The organism is Bacillus sp. B2-WWTP-C-10-Post-4 (assembly GCF_009183805.1).
Taxonomy (GTDB): domain Bacteria; phylum Bacillota; class Bacilli; order Bacillales; family Bacillaceae_G; genus Bacillus_A; species Bacillus_A cereus.
In genome coordinates this window covers 20,697-40,029 of the sequence record NZ_WEII01000014.1, presented here as the reverse complement: position 1 = coordinate 40,029, position 19,333 = coordinate 20,697, and the positions used below count along the sequence as shown (strand labels likewise).

Here is a 19,333-nt window from a genome sequence, read left to right as displayed (position 1 = left end):
TGAGTACTCTCATCCTCTCACTTTTACTATCTACTTTTCTGGTTTTTGTCCAATCCATTTCTCATATAATTTGTCATACTCTCCGCTTGCTTTCATGTCTTTAATTAAAGTATTAATCTCTTTCGTTAAATCATCTGCCCCTTTTTGCACTGCAATTCCATACGGTTCATCTGTGAAAATTTTTCCTACTACTTCATAATTAGAATCTTGTTTTGCCATTCCGTAAAGGATCGCATTATCTGTCGTTAACACATCACCTTTACCTGCCTTTAACGCTGTAAATGCCTCACTATAATTTTCAAACTCTAATACAGTCGCTTCTGGTGACTTTTGACGAATGTTATTTGTAGATGTTGACCCTTTTACAGCTAATACTTTAACGCCTTGTTTTATATCATCGACACTCTTAATATTGCTTCCTTTTTTCACAAGTAACGATTGTCCTGCTTTAAAATATACATCTGAAAAATCCACTTCTTTTTTGCGTTCTTCCGTAATTGTCATTGTTGCAATAATTGCATCAATATCACCATTTTTCAGCATTGGAATACGTGTTTTAGACGTTACTTCTTTCAGCTCTAGCTTCTTTTCATCTCCAAGAATCTTTTTCGCAAGTGCCTTCGCGACATCAACATCGAATCCTTCTACCTGCCCTGTTGAAGGATTTTTCAATCCAAATAAATTCGTATCATTCTTTACCCCGACTACTAATTTCCCTCGTTTCTTAATTTGTTCAACAGCCCCGCCTTGCTTCGTATTTGTTTCCTTTGCCTCATCTTTCTTACTTCCGCAACCAGCAACAACAAGCACGAATAAACATGAAAATACGATTAAAGTAAATAATTTTTTCATTTTAAGCATAAAATTCCTCCTCTAATGATTTAGCACCCGACTTAAAAATAAACGAGCTCTTTGTTGTTCAGGGTTTGCAAAAAAGTGCGCCGGTGTTGTATCTTCAATAATTTGACCATCATCCATAAATAAGATCCTATCTGCTACCTCTCTAGCAAATCCCATTTCATGCGTGACAACGACCATTGTCATCCCTTCTTTAGCCAGTGCTTTCATAACATCAAGTACCTCTCCAATCATCTCTGGATCAAGAGCAGACGTAGGCTCATCGAATAGCATAATTTCCGGCTGCATTGCAAGTCCTCTAGCAATTGCCACCCGTTGCTGTTGTCCTCCTGATAATTGATGTGGATATACGTTAGCCTTCTCTGGGATTCCTACTTTCTCTAAATAAAGCATTGCTGTTTTCTCTGCTTCTTCTTTGGAAACTTTATTTACTTTAATCGGTGCTAATGTAATATTTTGAAGAACCGTTTTATGTGGATATAAATAAAAATGTTGAAAGACCATCCCAATATTTCGCCGCAATTCATTCATGTCCGTTTTTTTATTGTGTACCTCTGTATTTTGTACAATTAATTCTCCATCTGTAATTGCCTCTAATTGATTTATACATCGAAGCAATGTACTTTTTCCTGATCCTGAAGGCCCAACAACTACTACCACTTCGCCTTTTTTCACTTGCACATTAATATTTTTCAAAACTTGAAAGTTACCATAATATTTATTTACATTACGAAATTCTATCAACATACTCCCCCTTCCCCTAACAATGCATGTACATTCTTTTTATATTCAAAAATAGTCCCAAAAATAACTTTTAGCTTCAATTTGTCCATAAAAAAAAGCAAAGAGTTTCCCCTTTGCTTCTTCATTTCTATTCTGTTAAGATACTTCTTCTTTCTTATCTTTCCCGTATTCATGCTCCCAAAAATCAGCATTTTTAATTCCTAATGGCCCTGGATCGAATACTGGATCTTTTCCTTCTTTTTTCTGTTTTTCATAATCCTTTAATGCGACTAATGCAGGTTTTTGTAATAGTAAAATCGCAATGATATTTACCCATGCCATAATTCCTACCCCAATGTCGCCTAAAGCCCAAGCCGTTGCTGCTGTTTTTATACATCCATAGAATACAGCTCCTAAAAATACAAACTTTAGTACCATAGACATCCAAGGACGGTCTTTATCACGATTTAAGTACGCAATATTCGTTTCTGCAATGTAGTAATACGCCATAATTGTTGTAAACGCGAAGAATAATAACGAGATTGCAACGAAACCGTTTCCAAATCCAGGGAAAACAGATTCTACCGCCGCCTGTGTATATCCTGGTCCTGGCTGAGCACCATTTAGTTTATTAACGATAAAGTTTTTTCCGCTTGCATCAAATACGTTATACATGCCTGTAATAATCATCATAAATGCTGTTGCTGAACAAACAAATAATGTATCAATGTAAACGGAAAATGCTTGCACTAAACCTTGCTTAGCTGGATGTGATACTTCGGCTGCTGCTGCTGCGTGTGGTCCAGTCCCTTGTCCTGCTTCATTGGAATAAATACCACGTTTTACCCCCCAAGAGATTGCTAAACCGATAATACCACCGAAAGCAGCTTCTAATGCAAATGCACTTCTTATAATTAACATAAATGCTTCTGGCAATTTTTCAATATTCATAGCAACAATGACGCAAGCTACTAAAATATAGCCTATTGCCATAAAAGGTACGACAACTTGCGCTACGTTAACAATTCGCTTTACTCCACCGAAAATGATAAGAGCTAATACAACAACTAATATAGCCCCTGATGCGGTAGTATTAATACCAAAAGCCGTTTCTAAACTTACAGCAATACTATTTGCTTGTACGCCTGGTAGTAAAAGTCCTGTTGCAAGAATTGTCGCTGCAACGAATACTAAAGCATACCATTTAACTCCTAGACCTTTTTCGATGTAATAAGCAGGTCCACCACGAAACTGCCCTTGATGTTTCGTCTTATATATTTGCGCGAGTGTTGATTCTACATAAGCTGATCCTGCCCCTAAAAAGGCTACTGCCCACATCCAAAATACAGCTCCTGGTCCACCGAATGCAACCGCTGTTGCTACCCCAGCGATATTCCCTGTCCCAACACGTCCTGATAACGAAAGTGCTAACGCTTGGAATGAAGAAACACCAGCCTCTGATTTTTCTCCTTGAAATGTCAGCTTCACCATTTCTCCTACGTGCCTTACTTGTAAAAACTTCGTTCGAATAGAAAAATATAAACCTACTCCTAAACATAAATAAACAAGTGCTGGACTCCAAACAATATTATTTAACCAATTTACGAAAGTTTCCAACATTCCCCCTCCTTCTTTATAAAGAATATTCAGAATATATATAAAATTATAAGTGCATACCGAATCTAGGACAATATTATTTTAATAAAGTAAACATATTTTTGTATAAAAAAACAAAGTATATATTTGTTTTATATACTTTGTTTTGAACTAAATGTATTATATATTCACAATTGCTTCTCTTTTAATAATTCTTTCGTATAGCTCTTCTGATAATTTCAAGAAGTTATCAGGCATATCTTTCCCTTTAAACTTCTTCTGAAGCGTTCCATATAAACCTATATCACGTAAACGTAAAAATAGTGGCAACGATTCATACCAACTATCCGCCAGCCTGTACTCATACTCATATCCTTTTCGTAACACTTGTAACTGTTTACGAGCAAAATCTGTCTTCTCTTCTGCTGTCCACGTTGTAAATAGAACAGAGTAGTATAGAACCATCGCTAAATCATGTATAAAGTAATTATAAGCCGCATCATCAAAATCAAAGATTGTTAGCTCTTTACCATCATAATGAAAATTACCTTGATGGATATCACCGTGCATAAGACCGAACGTTTCTCTTTCAACTGGAAGGGCCTTAATTTCATCCATTAGTACCGCTGCAATCTTTTTCACTTGACCATCTTCTAATTCATTAACAATTCCACTTTCGTCTTCTTCCCACGTATCACGGTAGTCTGTTTTAGGATATTCCATTGTAAGGCGATGCAGTTGCCCAATCGCTTTTCCCCATGCTTCAAAGAGAGGCTCGCCCCAATAAGGCGATTCCTCTCCTTTTACTTGCTCACCTTTTGCATATGTAAATAAAGAAGCGGAAAAGAACGTTCCATCCTCTGCTACGATTTCTTCTACGAGATTTCGAGACGTTGAATAAAGAGGTCCTGCTACCTTTGCCCCATTCTCCGCAACATATCGTAAAAAATCTAGTTCAGCCTCTACCTCTTGTTTAGAACGATGAGAAGAATGTGTTAAACGTAATACGTAATCTTCATCATTATCACCCTTCGCCTTAAAAATATAATTCTCAAAATCTCCAAGTGGCTTTTCTTCCACTGTTACATGAAACAAATTCGCTGCTCTTTTTAAAATCTCTTTCGTAAAAACACGTTCTACAGCTATTTCCATATATATCCCTCCTATATATCTTCTTAATTCGACACAAATGTTAGAAGTACTGCTATGAAATTGAATAATGCACAAAAGACAATGTAACGTAACCTTCAATCCTCTTTTTTTAAAATAATTCAAGCATAAATTTCTCACAAACGACAAAAATTAACAGAAACAATTGCACTTTAAGAGAGGTGGAAATTATGACAGAGCGAAAAGAACAACAAGAGAGTAAAAAACAAAAGCATATGTTTCCATCACTTCCGGAGAACATTAATTACATTGAAAATAAACTTTCTCATTCTGATGATATAAAAAAATTAGATCTCCCTTTTCAAAACGGAAAAGGAGCAATCTTATATATCGAATCTTTAGCAGATCCAAATCTAATTCATCAGTTAGTCCTTGAGCCATTATTAACGCGATCAGATTTATCTTTAGATAAAGCTTTTTCTACGTTAAATATGAAAAAAGAAACGAATTTAAATTATGGGATACAACTTTTATTACAAGGTAAATCCTTATATTTTCATGAACACGTCGACAGTTTTTGTATTTTCGAAACAACCTTATCTTTAAAGAGAGATATAGCAGAGCCTGATAATGAAGGAGTTGTGCGCGGTCCACATACTGGTTTTGTAGAGGATCTAGCAACTAATTTAACCTCTATTCGTAAACTCATTAAGAGTCCAAATTTAGTTGTTAAGTATTTTACACTCGGTGAAGAAATGCACACGAAAGTGGCAATTACTTATATGCAAAATATAGCGAATGACGATTTAGTTATAGAAGTGAAAAGAAGATTGGAAACCATTAAAACGGATGCACTTATGCCACCAGGATACATACAAGAATTTATAGAGGATACGTCTTTCTCCCCATTTCCACAGCAATTAAATACAGAGCGTCCAGATAGAACTGTTGCTAATTTAATGGAAGGGCGTGTTGCTATTTTATCTGATGGAGATCCAACAGCGCTCATCGTTCCTGTTACGTTATTTGCTTTCTATCAATCACCAGATGATTATAATAACCGTTGGATTGTCGGTTCTTTCGTCCGAATGATTCGCTTAGTAAGTTTTTTAATTGCCTTTCTCTTACCAGCTTTATATATTGCAACTGTTGCTTTTCATCCTGATGTGTTACCGCTCGAACTTGTGTATACGATTAAAGCTTCATTAGAGAAAGTACCGCTTCCTCCTATTTTTGAAGCTCTCTTAATGGAGTTAATTTTCGAGTTATTACGAGAAGCTGGTATTCGCTTGCCGAGCCGCGTTGGACAAACAATCGGTATTGTAGGTGGTTTAGTAATTGGGGATGCAATTGTAAAAGCTGGACTCGTTTCTTACACAATGATCATCGTTGTAGCTTTAACTGCAATCTCATCTTTTCTCGTTCCATCAAACGATATGAGTTCAGCAGTTCGGATTCTTCGTTTTCCATTAATGCTCCTTGCTGCCATATTCGGATATGTAGGAATATCATTCGGTCTCATTATAACTTTCGTTCACTTATGTCAGCTTCATTCATTTCATACACCATATCTTTCTCCTGTTGCCCCGATGCGGATTAAAGATATGAAAGATTCTTTCATAAGACTACCAATTTGGTCATTTTGGGAAAGACCACATGATCCAAAACCGAAAAAAATGCAGCGCCAACATGTAACGAGAGAGGATGAGGACGGTGACAAACACGCAAAGTAAAATTTCACTTGTTCAATTTACCTTTTTCGTTATTCAATGCCAAATTGGGGTCGGTATACTATCTCTACCTAACCGGCTTCATCCGATAGCAAAAGGTGGTGGTTGGATTTCTGCGCTCATTGCGGGGCTTGCCATTCAACTTATTATTTTACTTATGTGGCTTTTCTTAAAACGATTTCCTGATGCAGATATGTATAAAAGTGTTTGTATGCTATTTGGTAATAAGTTAGGAAAACTATTGGGCTTTTCTTATGTTTTTTATTTTACCCTTATCGGTATGACGGTTATGTTGAATGCTTGTAACGTCATTAAAGTATGGGTTTTACACGCAACTCCGTGGTCTGCAATTCTCATATTATGTACAGTAGCTTGTTGTTATGTAGCTTATAACACATTTAAAGTCATCGTACGATTTTATGTCATGGCCTCTATTCTCATTATTCCAATGGCCCTTTTAATTGCCCTAGGGCTTTCACGAGCTGATTTCTCTTATATTTTTCCTATTACAGAAGCCGGATGGTGGAATATAATTCAAGCATCCAAGGAAACAATTACAGCCATGTATGGTTTTGAAATTATTCTTATCGCTTTTCCAAAAGTAAATGGGAGTTCTATTGCAAAACTGAAGGCCATTTCTATCGCCAATGGATTTGTAACTCTTTTTTATACTTTTACCGTTTGGATTTGCTTTATCGTATTTAGTCCAAAGCAAATTGAGCTTATTCCAGAGCCAGTTGCTTACTTATTACGCTCCTTGCATATTGGAATTATAGATCGAACGGACCTAATCTTCATCCCAATTTGGATGATAACAGTTGTCGCTTCTATTGCTAGTTATTACTGCGCTGCTTCAATCGGAATTGGACATATATTCAACCTTGCTAATCATAAAAAGGCTGTTCCAATCGTTGGTATTATTGCTTTTAGTGTAGCCTTATTTATAGATACACCTGAAGAATTAAAAGTAATTTCAACTTTCACTGATAAGTTCACCTATATTTTCATCGTTGTTCTCCCTCTTTTATTTCTACTTTATTCAATAATAAGAAAGAAGAAAGGAGAACAGTATGTTCCCAAAAAGAGTTAAATTACTTTTAATATTATGTGCTAGTTCCCTCCTTTCTGGCTGTTGGGATCAAGAACCATTAAGGGAGGCAAGTTTAGCTTATAGCGTTGGAGCTGATATTACGGAAGAGAATAAACTCCAGCAAACAATCGAGCTCGTAAAAAGTTCAAGCGGAGAGCAATCTTCATTTGAGAATGAAATATATTCAGCAACCGGGCATAACATAATGGATACAGGCGATGCCCTAAAAAAAAATGTGACTGGGAATATTCGCTATTTTAAATATGGTGTTCAATTACTCGGAACCAAAATTCTAAAAAAGGGTATACTCCCCTATTTAGATGTCAGCTTTCGAGATCCAACAAACCCAACTGCTTTAGTAAAACTTATTGCAGTAGATGGTGAAACATCGGAGATACTCGAAAAAAAGAAAATAGGAAATTTACTAATTGGAGATTTTCTAAAGAAAAAAGTGAAAAGCTTAGAAGATATGAGTGTATTTCCAAAAGAAACTTTAGAAACAGCTGCTACAAAAATGTTAGATCCCGGTAAAGACTTTACCCTTCCTTCTATAAAAATAAAAGGAAAAGAAGTAGTTACAAACGGGTTAGCTTTATTTAACAATGATAAATTAACTGGGCATTTACCTTTGCAACAATCTGTTTTATTCGTATTATTAACCGGAAAAATGGGAACAAGTGCCCGTATAACCCAAAAACTGACTAGTGATGAATCTGAGAAGACATCTGATTATTTAACAATGGAAATTAGTAATCGAAAATTAAAACGCGACTTAAAAATAACAACAGATAAAAAAGGAAATGTTTATGCTCACATTAAGCTCCAATTAAAAGTTATAGCACTTGAATCTCCGAGAGATAATATGTATACAATGGACGATAGAGAAAAACTAAATAAAGAACTTTCTAAACAACTCACGAAAGAAGCGAAAAAAATAACACGAAAACTACAAAAAGCAAATTGTGATGCTTTCGGTATTGGAAGACATCTTATCGCTTATCATCCTAACTTATGGAAGAAAAAAAATTGGAATAAAGATTATGCAAAAGTAAAATTCAAACCTGAAGTAGAAGTAAGCATTTTGTATAGTGGTGTCTTAAAATAAAAAGGTTGTATGCCGCTCGGGCATACAACCTTTTTATTTCGTATATCGATACACAATTGATTCATATGGTCTTAAGTTAAGTTTTGCAATATCCTTGCTGGCATCTTTATAATTCGACAGTAGTACTTCTTGTTTCATTCCATCTAACTGAACGTGCGCTGGTACTGAATACGTTATTTCTTCTCCATAGAAGTTATTTATAACAAGTAGTACTTCACTTTCTGTAGTACGAGTATATGCCCAAATTTTAGGATCATTTTTATCCAAAATAGCATATTCTCCTTCTGTAATTACATCATACGTTTTTCTAAGCTCTATTAACTTTTTATAATGATAAAATACGGACTCTTTATCTTCTAATGCCTTCTCTACGTTTATTTCTTTAAAATTTTCAGCCGCTGAAATCCAAGGTGTACTTGTTGTAAAACCACTGTTCATCTCTTCATTCCACTGCATCGGAGTGCGAGAGTTGTCACGAGATTTTTGCTTTAAAATCCCTATAATCTCTTCTTTTGATAGCCCTTCTTTTAGCTTTATATCGTATATATTTAACGATTCTACATCACGATATTGCTCGATGGACTCAAATTTAGGATTCGTCATACCGATTTCTTCCCCTTGATAAATATAAGGCGTTCCTTGCAGCATGTGCATGGCTGTCGCTAACATTTTTGCAGATTTGTTTCGGTACTTTCCATCATCACCAAAGCGTGACACGATGCGAGGCTGGTCATGATTACACCAAAATAACGCATTCCATCCTCCGCCCTTTTGCATTTCAATTTGCCAGTTAGACATAATCTCTTTTAATTTAATAAAATCAAACTCTGCTTTCGTCCACTTATCACCATTCGGATAATCTACTTTTAAATGATGGAAACTAAACGTCATGCTTAATTCATTACGCTCAGGATTAGAATATTTAATACAATTATCAATTGTCGTAGATGACATTTCTCCAACTGTAATGACATCTTTTCCTGCAAAAACATTTCGGTTCATCTCTTGTAAATATTCATGAACACGCGGGCCATCTGTATAATACTTGCGTCCATCACTTGTCGCAGTACTACCTTCATCGTTTAAAAAGCATTGGTCTTTTGAAATTAAGTTAATGACATCTAATCGGAATCCCGTTACCCCTTTATCCAGCCAAAAGCGCATCATATCATATACTTCTTCACGCAGTTTTTCATTTTCCCAATTTAAATCAGCTTGTGTTTCATCAAATAGATGTAAATAATATTGCTCCGTCTTCTCATCATATTTCCAAGCAGATCCACCAAACTTAGACTGCCAATTATTTTTTTCATCACGCCAAATATAGTAATTACGATATGGACTATTTTTATCTTCCTTCGCTTCTTTAAACCACTTATGTTCAGTCGAACTATGATTTACAACAATATCAAGCATAATTTCAATGTTACGTACTTTCGCTTCTGCTAAAAGTTCTTCAAACTCTTCCATCGTTCCGTAAGATGGATCAATGCTGTAATAATCACTTACATCATATCCATTATCATTTTGTGGTGATTGGTATATCGGTGTTAACCAAATATAATCCACTCCGAGTTCTTTTAAATAATCTAGTTTCTCTGTAACCCCTTTTATATCACCGGTTTCTCTATTGTAATAACTATTAAAGCTCTTCGGATAAATTTGATATACTACACTTTTATGCCAATCCTTCATGTTTAACTTCCTCCTACTTCTGTTTCACTCTTTTTGCAAATAACCATGTTAAAGTAAATGGGATTACAACTGCAATAATCATTCCGACAATAAACATCGGAATCGATTTCGGAATGATAGAAATAAATGCTGGCAATCCCCCAATTCCGATAGCAGGTGCTAATACACCATTTAATGTAATGAATATCGCTGCCACAGCAGACCCTATAATCGCTGCATAAAACGGGAACTTATTTCGTAAATTCACACCAAACATCGCTGGTTCTGTAATACCGAAGTATGCTGAAATGGCTGATGTTGATGCCATACTTTTATCATTTTGATTTTTAGAAATCCAGAACATCGCAAGTGCCGCACTACCTTGCGCAATGTTAGAAAGAGCAATCATCGGCCAAATAAATGTACCGCCATGTTGTGCAATCAATTGTAAATCAATTGCAATAAACATATGATGCATACCTGTAATTACAAGTGGTGCATATAACGCTCCAAATAATACTGCTCCAACTACTGGTACTGTTTCATATACACCTACTAATCCTACTGTTAATAAATCTCCAATATGACGTGTAACCGGACCAATAATTCCTAATGCTAACACACCTGTCACAACGATTGTTGTAATTGGTACAACTAATAATTGAATTGCATTTGGTACATGTTTCTTTAAGAAAATTTCTACTTTACTTAACACAAATGCAGCTACTAAAACCGGCAAGATTTGACCTTGATACCCTACCTTTTCAATTTGGAACAGTCCTAAAATATCGAAGTACTCAATCTTTTGTCCGTCTAAACCAGTCGCTGCTTTTCCATAGTCCCAAGCGTTTAATAAGGCCGGGTGCACAAGCATTAATCCCATAACAATCCCTAGTATTGGACTACCACCAAAACGCTTCGTTGCTGACCAACCGACAAGTGCTGGTAAGAATACGAATGCTGTATTGGCCATCATATTAATTAAATCCCAAAGCCCGCCTAAGTTCGGATAAACATCTAATAAATTTTTCCCATCAAAAAATAAGTCCTTTGCGCCTAATAGATTGTTAATACCCATTAGTAAACCAGCCGTTACGATCGCTGGTAATATCGGCATAAATACATCCGAAAATATTTTTACAAACTTTTGAGCTGGATTTAACTTCTGATTTCCAGAGTCTTTTACATCAGCTACAGTCGATTCTTTCATACCTGCAAGCGTTATCAATTCAGCGTAAACACGATCTACATCCCCTGGACCAATTACAACTTGAAATATACCAGCGTTATGAAATGCTCCTTTCACTAATGAAACAGACTGTAATTTATCATTATCTATTTTACTTTCATCTTTTAAAGCGATACGGAGCCTCGTCACACAATGTGCAGCTTGTTCAATATTGTCTTTCCCACCAATATACTGCAACACTTCCTCTGCTGTTTTACGATAGTCTTTCCCCATATTCCCGTCCCTCTTTTCTTTTTTTGATACCGTTTACAATTACATATTAACTCGTATATATAAGTTAGTCAACACTCGTATATACGAGTTTGTGTTTTTTTTATAAAAAAAGAGATGAAACAATATTTTGTTCCACCTCTTTACTTCCTGCGTGCCACATCCGAAAAGTGAAAAATATCTAAACGGTGGCGTGATTCTGTATATTCAAACTGACTTCCATCATACAAATGTGTAAAGTTTTTCACAACGACAACATAGTCTGTTCCATTTAAATCTAAATACTTTCTGTCATCCTCTGTACATGGCTGTACTTCAATTACCCTCTGCGAATAACTAATATGTAGCCCAAGCTCTTTCTCGATGTATTTATAAATCGATGCAGTTGCAATTTCTTTCGTTAATCCTGGAATAAACTCAGATACAAAATGATTTATATCTAAAATTACTTTTTCTCCATCAATATTTCGTACACGTTTAATATGATCAATCTCTGTTTTTTCTTTTACATTTAATAATTTTGCAATTTCTTTTGTGGCTTTTTCTTTGTCCATTTCCACAACTTCCGTAATACAATGACGTCCCAAACGTTCATTTTCTTCTTGGAAACTTACAATACCGCCAAAATTAAATTCAATATTTTTTCGCTTTAAAACAAAAACACCTTTTCCATGAATTTTTTGCACATATCCACGCTCTTGCAGTAAATCTACAGCTTTTCTCACCGTGCCTCGGCTTGCCTCATACTGCTTCATTAATTCTGTTTCTGATGGGATTTTGCATCCCTCTTTTAATTGTTTATTATCAATAGATTTACTGATTTCTGTATAAATTTGTTCATACTTACTCATCATCTACAATAGCCCCTTGTCACCTTCTAATTCTATATGTATTATAACATGCTTCACTCTTCTGCCAATCTCTCACTTATTTTCCAGTACAAGAAAAATATAGGTAAATATTTAATCTTTAAAACGTATTTTTATAAAAATTTTTATATTTTTCTTTTCATTCAAAAAAACATGTAGTATACTAACTTCAAAATCAGAGGAGAAAGGGAGCAAAGAACTATGCTTACTTATACAACAACTGTAGTTACATTTGCACAAAAACATCATCATCATACGTAACCCTTGAAACCTAGCGGAAAAATTACGCGTAGGTACAAGGGTTATTCCCGTTGTACCTACGCTTTGGCAAAAGAGCCATGTAGGTATTTTTTTATCTACATGGCTCTTTTTTTATTGTCAAAAAGCTAGTAAAAAATGATGTTTAAGCAAAACTTACTACAAAGGAGTTAACAAAAATGGAAACGAAAAAATGGGGATTATGGGTTTTAACAGCATTTGTTATCGGGAATATGGTTGGCGGTGGCGTATTTATGCTTCCAGCAAATTTAGCACAAGTATCAGGTCCAATGGGTTCTACACTCGCATGGAGTATTACAGGCCTTGGCGTATTTATGATTGCACTTGTATTTGGAAATTTAGCGATTCGTAAACCAGAATTAAAAGCTGGACCACAAAGCTATGCTCAAGCGATGTTTCCTTCAAAAAAAGCTGGTAAAGTTGCAGGATATAGTATGGCATGGGGATATTGGGCTGCTAACTGGGCTGCAACAGCATCTGTTATTATTTCCTTTGCTGGATATTTATCAACATTCTTTCCAGTTTTACAAAGTAAGCAAATTCTTTTTTCAATAAACGGATTTTCACTAGAACTCGGAAAAGGGTTAACTTTCCTTGTATGTAGCCTTATGCTATGGGGAATTCAATATATTCTTTCTCAAAATATTGATCGAGCTGGAAATATGAATCTACTTGCTACTATTGCAAAAATTATCGGATTTACAATGTTTATTGTAATTACATTATTCATTTTCAATGCTTCTAATTTCGGAGACGGTCAAACCTTTATGAATGAAGCAGGACAATCTATCTCGTTAGGTGGCCAAATCAATTCAGCTGCTATTGCAACACTCTGGGCATTTATCGGTATTGAATCAGCGGTTATGCTTTCTAACCGTGCAAAATCACAGCGCGATGTAAAAAAAGCTACGATTTTCGGATTAATTATCGCTCTTCTTATTTACATGTCAATTACTTTACTTACAATGGGAGCTCTTCCGCAAGATGCTTTAAAGGAGTCTCAAAAACCGTTAGTAGATGCATTAAATTTAGCAATTGGAAATAAAGGTGCATATATAATGGCCTTACTCGCTCTTATATCTTTATTTGGATCTACAGTTGGCTGGATTGTTGTTAGTTCAGAAGTACCTTACCAGGCAGCAAAAAATGGACTTTTCCCTAAGTTTTTCGGGAAAACAAATAAAAAAGGTAGTCCTTCAAAATCACTATTGATTACAAATGTAATGACGCAAATTTTCTTATTTTCAACGATTTCTGGTACTGTTTCAGAAGCGTATAGTTTCGCTATCGTCGTAGCAACATTAGCCTATTTAATTCCATACCTTGTTTCTACCTTGTACCAATTAAAATTAGTTATTACAGGAGAAACGTATGATATACTGCCCGGATCTCGAGTAAAAGATGGAATCATTACGACATTAGCGTTGGTATACTCTATTTGGGTTATCAAAACGGGAACTGCTGATTTAAAAACATTCTTCTTAGGAATTGGATTGTTCGTATTAGGTCTTGTTCTTTATCCAGTACTAATGAAAGACTCACAAAAAACGGATTAAATAAAGAGAAGCTGCTGGCTTCTCTTTTTTATTAAAAATCTGTAATTAACTTTTCTTTTAGCTCTCCTACAGATAAAGGTTTCGCATAATAAAATCCCTGTACATAATCACAGCTCATTGATTGTAACAAACTCTCTTGCTCTACTGTTTCTACTCCTTCAGCAACTACTGCTAAATTTAAACTATGAGCAATTTCAATAACGGATTTTACAATCGTTCGTTCTGGTTGTGCGTGATCATAATGAAATTCACGAATAAAATTACGATCAATTTTTACAATATCCAGTGGTAGTTGTTTTAAATAATATAAGGAAGAATAGCCAGTTCCGAAATCATCCAAAGCAATTAAAACACCCATATTTCTTAATTCTTGTAATGTAGCAATAATATAATCAAAATGGCGGACTGCTATGCTTTCCGTTATTTCTAATATTAAACGGTTCGGAGGAAAACCAGTTCTCTTTAAAATGCTACGTACAGAGAAAATAAAACGTTTCTGCATTAATTGTTGTATAGATAAATTCACTGATAACTTTAGTCCTTCTTGATAATTGGGCAATGTTTTAAACAATCGGCACGATTTTTCTAATACCCAGTCCCCTAGCTTTATAATAAGTCCAGACTCTTCAGCTACCGGGATAAATTCGTTTGGTGAAATAGGTCCGTCTTCTGTCATACAGCGTACTAGAGCTTCTATACCAGAATATCTCTTCGTTTTCAAATCAATAATAGGCTGCAATACTACATCTAACTCTTCATCACGAATTGCCTTTTGCAAAGCAAACTCAACTTTCATTCTACGATTTATTTTCGCGCGTAGCTCATCTGTAAAGAAACATGCAGCATTTCTCCCCTGTTCTTTTGCACTATACATAGCTAAGTCGGAGTTTTTCAATAATGTTTCCACGTCTTGTCCGTCTTGTGGATAAGAACAAAGTCCTAGACTAGCTGAAATATATACTTCATGGCCTTCAAGAATAAATGGTGCCTGGAAACATGACAACACAGATGTCGCTAACTGCCTCATATCATCTTGTCTATGATTTTTTGTTAACAGCACAAATTCGTCGCCACCTAGCCTAGCCAGAACATCTTTCTCTCCTAGTACATAATGCAACCTTGAAGCGACTTCGCTTAAAAGTAAGTCCCCTATCATATGACCTAACGTATCATTTACTAATTTAAAACGGTCCAAATCAAAGTAAATCATACCAAATTCTTTTTTATCTGCAATCAATTTATTAACGGTCGTTATTAATTGCAAACGGTTCGGCAAACTCGTTAAAGCATCATGATAGGCAAGTTCCCTATAACGACTTTCACTTAGCCGCAACCTCTGTTCCGCTTCTTTTCTACTACTAATATCATTTCGTATTGCGATAAACTGGTAAGGCTCTCCTTTTTCATTTAAAAATGGAACAATTGTTGTTTTGACCCAATAATATGTACCATCTTTTGCTCGATTCCGAATCTCACCTGTCCATACTTTCCCATTCAAAATACGTTTCCATAAGTTTTGAAAAAAGGTTTTCGGATGATGACCTGAATTTAAAATACGGTGATCTTTTCCAATTAATTCTTCTCTTTTGTATTTAGAGATTTCACAAAATTTATCATTTACATATGTAATAAGACCTTTTCGATCTGTAATTGCAACAATTGAAGACTCATCTAATGCTAACTTTAAATCTCGCAACGAAGAGTCATATAATGCATGACCTCTCTGTTCTAGCATGCGCATCTCTCCTTGCTTCTATCTGACTAAAACACAACCTGTTTCTCTTCATAGAAATAGAGATATTTCATTTTCTAATACTAGCCCTTTACATAAATTATCTTTTTAAATAAACCGATTAAAATAACATAATATTATTTGTAATAAAAAGCAATATTATACCGTTTCAATTATAACTGGTAGCTTCCCATATCTCTAATTACTTCGCGCCTTATTATACCGCAATCCTTTTAAGTAGCTCTATGCAAGCCTTGTTTCCAACTAATACCACTCATATCTGATCTCTTTGTTTTTAATAACGAAATAGAAATTAGATCATACTACATAACTATTCACAAATAATAATATGAAAATCTACATTAATGTGCATGTTTTTGAATTACAATAACAAAATATTAACATATTTCCACCTTAACTTTGGAATTATTTTATAAATAAATACTGTATTAAACTAAAAAAGAGGATAGCCTCTTTTTTAGTTTAATACGAATATGGTATTTGCTGATAACCTGGGTATGGCATTGGATACGTTACAGGGTATGGTGATGGATAAGCTACTGGATATGGAGCCGGATAATATCCTCCACTTGTTGCACCTGTTAATGCACCAGCTGTCAGTCCGCCTAACACTCCTCCTGCAAAGCTTCCAGGGAAAAATCCGCCTCCGTGATGATGATGGTGATCATAGTGATTGTGTCCTCCATGGTGATGATGTCCACCATGATTGTGTCCTCCATGATGATGATTTCGATAGTACAATCCATTATTTTCTATATAATTCATGTTTCTCCGCTCCTTTTCGATTTTTTCATTTTCATATGCGTTAAGAGTGGGATAAAAAATGGGATAGTACACTGTATGTAGGACAAATGCGGAAAGTATAGGTGAAATGTCTATATTTTGTAAAAAAAGCAAAACACCTTATAATAAAGATGTCATATTACATCTTCTATTTAAGAAGTCTATATTGAAAAAAGATTAGGGGAATTATATAGAAATGAAGAAGCCTATCGTTCAATTACTATTAATATTTACAATTGTATCTATCGTTCTGTTCCTATTAAATACATCGTATATTTCGTTATATACATTTGTCGGTGCTCTATGGTCCATCACAATTGTCGGAATTTCATTCGTTATTTTTATAGAAAATAGATCTCCACAAAGTACGTTAGCATGGTTTTTAGTATTAGCACTTCTTCCTATTATAGGTGTGCTTTTATACGCTATTTTCGGACGCAGCCGCTGGAGAAGAAAAAAACATCTCCATCGTTCAGAAGAACAAAGAAAATTATTCCGTGAAATATTAGAAGGAAGAAGACTAGAGTTATTACTCACAGTCCCACTAAATGAACGTTCCATACATTTAACAGAAGTCATACAAAAATTTGGAGGTGGTCCTGCCGCAGATAAAACAACTACAAAACTTTTAACAAACGGAGATCAAACATTTTCAGAAATTTTGCGAGCTATAGAGCAGGCAAAGCATCATATACATATTCAATACTACATTTATAAATCTGATGAAATTGGTACAAAAGTTCGAGATGCTTTAATACAAAAAGCAAAAGATGGTGTTATTGTACGCTTCCTTTATGATGGCCTTGGAAGTAATACGTTACGACGACGATTTTTGCAACCTATGAAAGAAGCTGGGATTGAAATTGTAGAATTTGACCCTATTTTTTCAGCTTGGTTACTTGAAACTGTCAATTATCGTAACCATCGAAAAATTGTTATTGTAGATGGAAAAATTGGTTTTACCGGAGGACTCAATGTCGGTGATGAATATCTTGGCCGTTCCAAGAAATTTCCTGTTTGGCGTGATAGTCATTTAAAAATAGAAGGAAAAGCATTATATAAATTACAAGCAATCTTTCTAGAAGACTGGCTCTATGCCTCTAGTGGTTTAAATACTTATTCCTGGGATCAATTCATGAATAGACAATACTTCCCAGGTAAAGAGATTTCAAATGCAGAAGGTGCTGTTCAAATCGTAGCAAGCGGACCAAGCTCCGATGATAAAAGTATTCGTAATACATTATTAGCTGTTATGGGCTCTGCAAAAAAATCCATTTGGATCGCTACACCCTACTTTATTCCAGATCAAGAAACTTTAACATTATTACGCTTAAGTGCAATTGCCGGAATAGATGTACGGATTTTATATCCAGGTAAAAGTGATAGCATCATTAGTGATCAAGCATCTCAATCCTATTTCACTCCGCTTTTAAAAGCTGGTGCTTCTATTTACAGTTATAAAGATGGTTTTATGCATGCAAAAATTGTACTCGTTGATGATACAATTGCAACTATCGGAACAGCGAACATGGATGTACGTAGCTTTGAATTGAATTACGAAATTATTAGCGTGCTTTATGAATCAAAAACAGTTCACGACATTAAACGTAATTTTGAAGAAGATTTTAAACATTCAACTGAAATTAAATGGAACTCTTTCCAAAAAAGAAGTATAAAAAAACGCATATTGGAGTCTTTCATGAGGCTCATTTCTCCTTTACTGTAGGCAATCAACTTCATCTTGATTGCTTTTTCTTTTCCCTTTATCCTCCTTCCTTTTCTTTGCATACCATATTAAAACAAGTTATCATAAGATGTATTACTTTATGAAAATAATGTTAGGTGGGAAATACATGTTAGAACAATTTCATATACATGCTGATTTAAAACAACAGCTTTCTACGATTCATGAAAAGAATAAACAAGAAGCTGGTGAAAATGCACATTTAATCGGAACGAAAATATATAAAGCGTCTGATAATAGCATTATTGAAGATGCGATTACAGCACTTCTTCTTGGCAAGAATATTCTATTAAAAGGACCGACTGGTAGTGGTAAAACAGTACTAGCGGAAACTCTTTCTTCTTTATTCCAAAAACCAATGCATAGCATTAACTGCTCTGTCGACTTAGATGTAGAGGGTATTTTAGGATACAACACACTACAAACGAAAGATGGTGCATCTGAAGTTTCATTCGTTAACGGTCCTCTTATGAAAGCAATGAAGAACGGTCACTTCCTATATATTGACGAAATCAATATGGCAAAACCTGAAACGTTACCACTTCTTCACGGCGCATTAGATTACCGTAAAATGATTACAAACCCATTTACACAAGAGGTTGTATACGGTGATGACGAATACCGTGTAATTGCTGCGATTAACGAAGGTTACGTTGGAACAAGTGAACTAAATGAAGCGTTAAAAAACCGTTTCGTTATTATTGAAGTTCCTTACATTCAAGGTGATACATTAAAAGAACTATTATTAGCAGAATCAAAATTAAATGATGTTGCAACAATTGAAAAGTTTGTTGCATTTGCAAGCGACCTTATGCCTTTAGCTCGCGATGGACGTGTAAGTGAAGAAGCAGCAAGTATTCGTGGTATTATCGACGCATGTGATTTAGGTGTATATATTCCTGTTATGCGAGCGATTGAACGAAGCATAATTGCAAAACTTAATGATGAAACAGAACAAATGACTGTCCGTGAATTAGCAGAAAGTTATTTCTTTGAGGGATAAT

At 35.1% G+C, this 19,333-nt stretch carries 15 protein-coding genes; 6 read left to right on the top strand and 9 right to left on the bottom strand.

The window, feature by feature from the left end; genetic code table 11:
* Nucleotides 1-30: 30 nt before the first annotated feature.
* The 4 genes from glnH to GBN78_RS09195 form a co-directional block, all read right to left on the bottom strand.
* Entirely contained in the window at nt 31-861 is an 831-nt protein-coding gene (gene glnH / locus GBN78_RS09215) for a glutamine ABC transporter substrate-binding protein GlnH (RefSeq protein ID WP_000916491.1), read from the bottom strand.
* 12 nt (nt 862-873) lie between these two features.
* Nucleotides 874-1,605: an amino acid ABC transporter ATP-binding protein gene (locus tag GBN78_RS09210; RefSeq protein WP_029960811.1), complete on the bottom strand. Its 732-nt coding sequence runs from the start codon at nt 1,603-1,605 to the stop codon at nt 874-876.
* A 132-nt stretch (nt 1,606-1,737) separates the two neighbouring features.
* A complete protein-coding gene (locus tag GBN78_RS09200; protein WP_000447396.1) occupies nt 1,738-3,198 on the bottom strand; it encodes an alanine/glycine:cation symporter family protein in 1,461 nt (486 codons plus the stop codon).
* Between the two features lie 159 nt (nt 3,199-3,357).
* On the bottom strand, nt 3,358-4,329 hold the full coding sequence (locus GBN78_RS09195; RefSeq protein ID WP_152127295.1) for a phosphotransferase enzyme family protein: 972 nt from the start codon (nt 4,327-4,329) through the stop codon (nt 3,358-3,360).
* Nucleotides 4,330-4,517: 188 nt separating this feature from the next.
* On the opposite strand from GBN78_RS09195, the gene gerKA reads away from it, so the two are divergent.
* From gerKA to GBN78_RS09180, 3 genes are read left to right on the top strand one after another with little or no spacing between them, the layout of a single operon-like run.
* Entirely contained in the window at nt 4,518-6,020 is a 1,503-nt protein-coding gene (gene gerKA / locus GBN78_RS09190) for a spore germination protein GerKA (RefSeq protein WP_000140076.1), read from the top strand.
* Nucleotides 6,001-7,107, top strand: a complete 1,107-nt coding sequence (locus GBN78_RS09185) for a GerAB/ArcD/ProY family transporter (RefSeq protein WP_000185796.1) — start codon at nt 6,001-6,003, stop codon at nt 7,105-7,107. Before gerKA ends, GBN78_RS09185 begins: the two co-directional genes overlap by 20 nt.
* Nucleotides 7,088-8,212, top strand: a complete 1,125-nt coding sequence (locus GBN78_RS09180) for a Ger(x)C family spore germination protein (RefSeq protein ID WP_000484126.1) — start codon at nt 7,088-7,090, stop codon at nt 8,210-8,212. The genes GBN78_RS09185 and GBN78_RS09180 overlap by 20 nt, the downstream gene beginning before the upstream one ends.
* A gap of 33 nt (nt 8,213-8,245) precedes the next feature.
* On the opposite strand, the gene treC is transcribed toward GBN78_RS09180, so the two are convergent.
* The 3 genes from treC to treR all read right to left on the bottom strand — a co-directional run bounded on the left by treC (nt 8,246) and on the right by treR (nt 12,199).
* Entirely contained in the window at nt 8,246-9,907 is a 1,662-nt protein-coding gene (treC, locus tag GBN78_RS09175; RefSeq protein ID WP_069605036.1) for an alpha,alpha-phosphotrehalase, read from the bottom strand.
* A 13-nt stretch (nt 9,908-9,920) separates the two neighbouring features.
* Entirely contained in the window at nt 9,921-11,348 is a 1,428-nt protein-coding gene (gene treP, locus GBN78_RS09170) for a PTS system trehalose-specific EIIBC component (RefSeq protein ID WP_000513940.1), read from the bottom strand.
* Nucleotides 11,349-11,488: 140 nt separating this feature from the next.
* The gene (gene treR, locus GBN78_RS09165) at nt 11,489-12,199 is read right to left on the bottom strand and encodes a trehalose operon repressor (protein WP_000987242.1); all 711 of its coding nucleotides are present in this window, start codon (nt 12,197-12,199) and stop codon (nt 11,489-11,491) included.
* A 452-nt stretch (nt 12,200-12,651) separates the two neighbouring features.
* Between treR and GBN78_RS09160 the strand changes: the two genes are divergently transcribed.
* Nucleotides 12,652-14,049 carry an amino acid permease gene (locus tag GBN78_RS09160; protein WP_000448450.1) on the top strand — a complete coding sequence of 466 codons (1,398 nt, stop codon included), beginning with the start codon at nt 12,652-12,654 and terminating at the stop codon, nt 14,047-14,049.
* 31 nt (nt 14,050-14,080) lie between these two features.
* Here GBN78_RS09160 and GBN78_RS09155 read toward each other — a convergent pair whose 3' ends face one another.
* Nucleotides 14,081-15,784, bottom strand: coding sequence for a putative bifunctional diguanylate cyclase/phosphodiesterase (locus GBN78_RS09155; RefSeq protein ID WP_000893350.1), 1,704 nt, complete (start codon nt 15,782-15,784; stop codon nt 14,081-14,083).
* A gap of 480 nt (nt 15,785-16,264) precedes the next feature.
* Nucleotides 16,265-16,567 carry a cobalt transporter gene (locus GBN78_RS09150; protein ID WP_152127293.1) on the bottom strand — a complete coding sequence of 101 codons (303 nt, stop codon included), beginning with the start codon at nt 16,565-16,567 and terminating at the stop codon, nt 16,265-16,267.
* Between the two features lie 214 nt (nt 16,568-16,781).
* On the opposite strand from GBN78_RS09150, the gene GBN78_RS09145 reads away from it, so the two are divergent.
* Together GBN78_RS09145 and GBN78_RS09140 are read left to right on the top strand one after the other, a co-directional pair.
* Entirely contained in the window at nt 16,782-18,311 is a 1,530-nt protein-coding gene (locus GBN78_RS09145) for a cardiolipin synthase (protein ID WP_152127291.1), read from the top strand.
* A gap of 127 nt (nt 18,312-18,438) precedes the next feature.
* Nucleotides 18,439-19,332, top strand: a complete 894-nt coding sequence (locus GBN78_RS09140; RefSeq protein ID WP_000892973.1) for an ATP-binding protein — start codon at nt 18,439-18,441, stop codon at nt 19,330-19,332.
* Nucleotide 19,333: the final 1 nt, after the last annotated feature.

Coding starts and splice junctions, on each gene's coding strand:
- glnH (WP_000916491.1), bottom strand. CDS start 861: ATGCTTAAAATGAAAAAATTATTTACTTTAATCGTATTTTCATGTTTA.
- gerKA (WP_000140076.1), top strand. CDS start 4,518: ATGACAGAGCGAAAAGAACAACAAGAGAGTAAAAAACAAAAGCATATG.
- GBN78_RS09155 (WP_000893350.1), bottom strand. CDS start 15,784: ATGCTAGAACAGAGAGGTCATGCATTATATGACTCTTCGTTGCGAGAT.
- GBN78_RS09195 (WP_152127295.1), bottom strand. CDS start 4,329: ATGGAAATAGCTGTAGAACGTGTTTTTACGAAAGAGATTTTAAAAAGA.
- GBN78_RS09210 (WP_029960811.1), bottom strand. CDS start 1,605: ATGTTGATAGAATTTCGTAATGTAAATAAATATTATGGTAACTTTCAA.
- treR (WP_000987242.1), bottom strand. CDS start 12,199: ATGATGAGTAAGTATGAACAAATTTATACAGAAATCAGTAAATCTATT.
- GBN78_RS09140 (WP_000892973.1), top strand. CDS start 18,439: ATGTTAGAACAATTTCATATACATGCTGATTTAAAACAACAGCTTTCT.
- GBN78_RS09160 (WP_000448450.1), top strand. CDS start 12,652: ATGGAAACGAAAAAATGGGGATTATGGGTTTTAACAGCATTTGTTATC.
- treP (WP_000513940.1), bottom strand. CDS start 11,348: ATGGGGAAAGACTATCGTAAAACAGCAGAGGAAGTGTTGCAGTATATT.
- GBN78_RS09180 (WP_000484126.1), top strand. CDS start 7,088: ATGTTCCCAAAAAGAGTTAAATTACTTTTAATATTATGTGCTAGTTCC.
- GBN78_RS09150 (WP_152127293.1), bottom strand. CDS start 16,567: ATGAATTATATAGAAAATAATGGATTGTACTATCGAAATCATCATCAT.
- GBN78_RS09145 (WP_152127291.1), top strand. CDS start 16,782: ATGAAGAAGCCTATCGTTCAATTACTATTAATATTTACAATTGTATCT.
- treC (WP_069605036.1), bottom strand. CDS start 9,907: ATGAAGGATTGGCATAAAAGTGTAGTATATCAAATTTATCCGAAGAGC.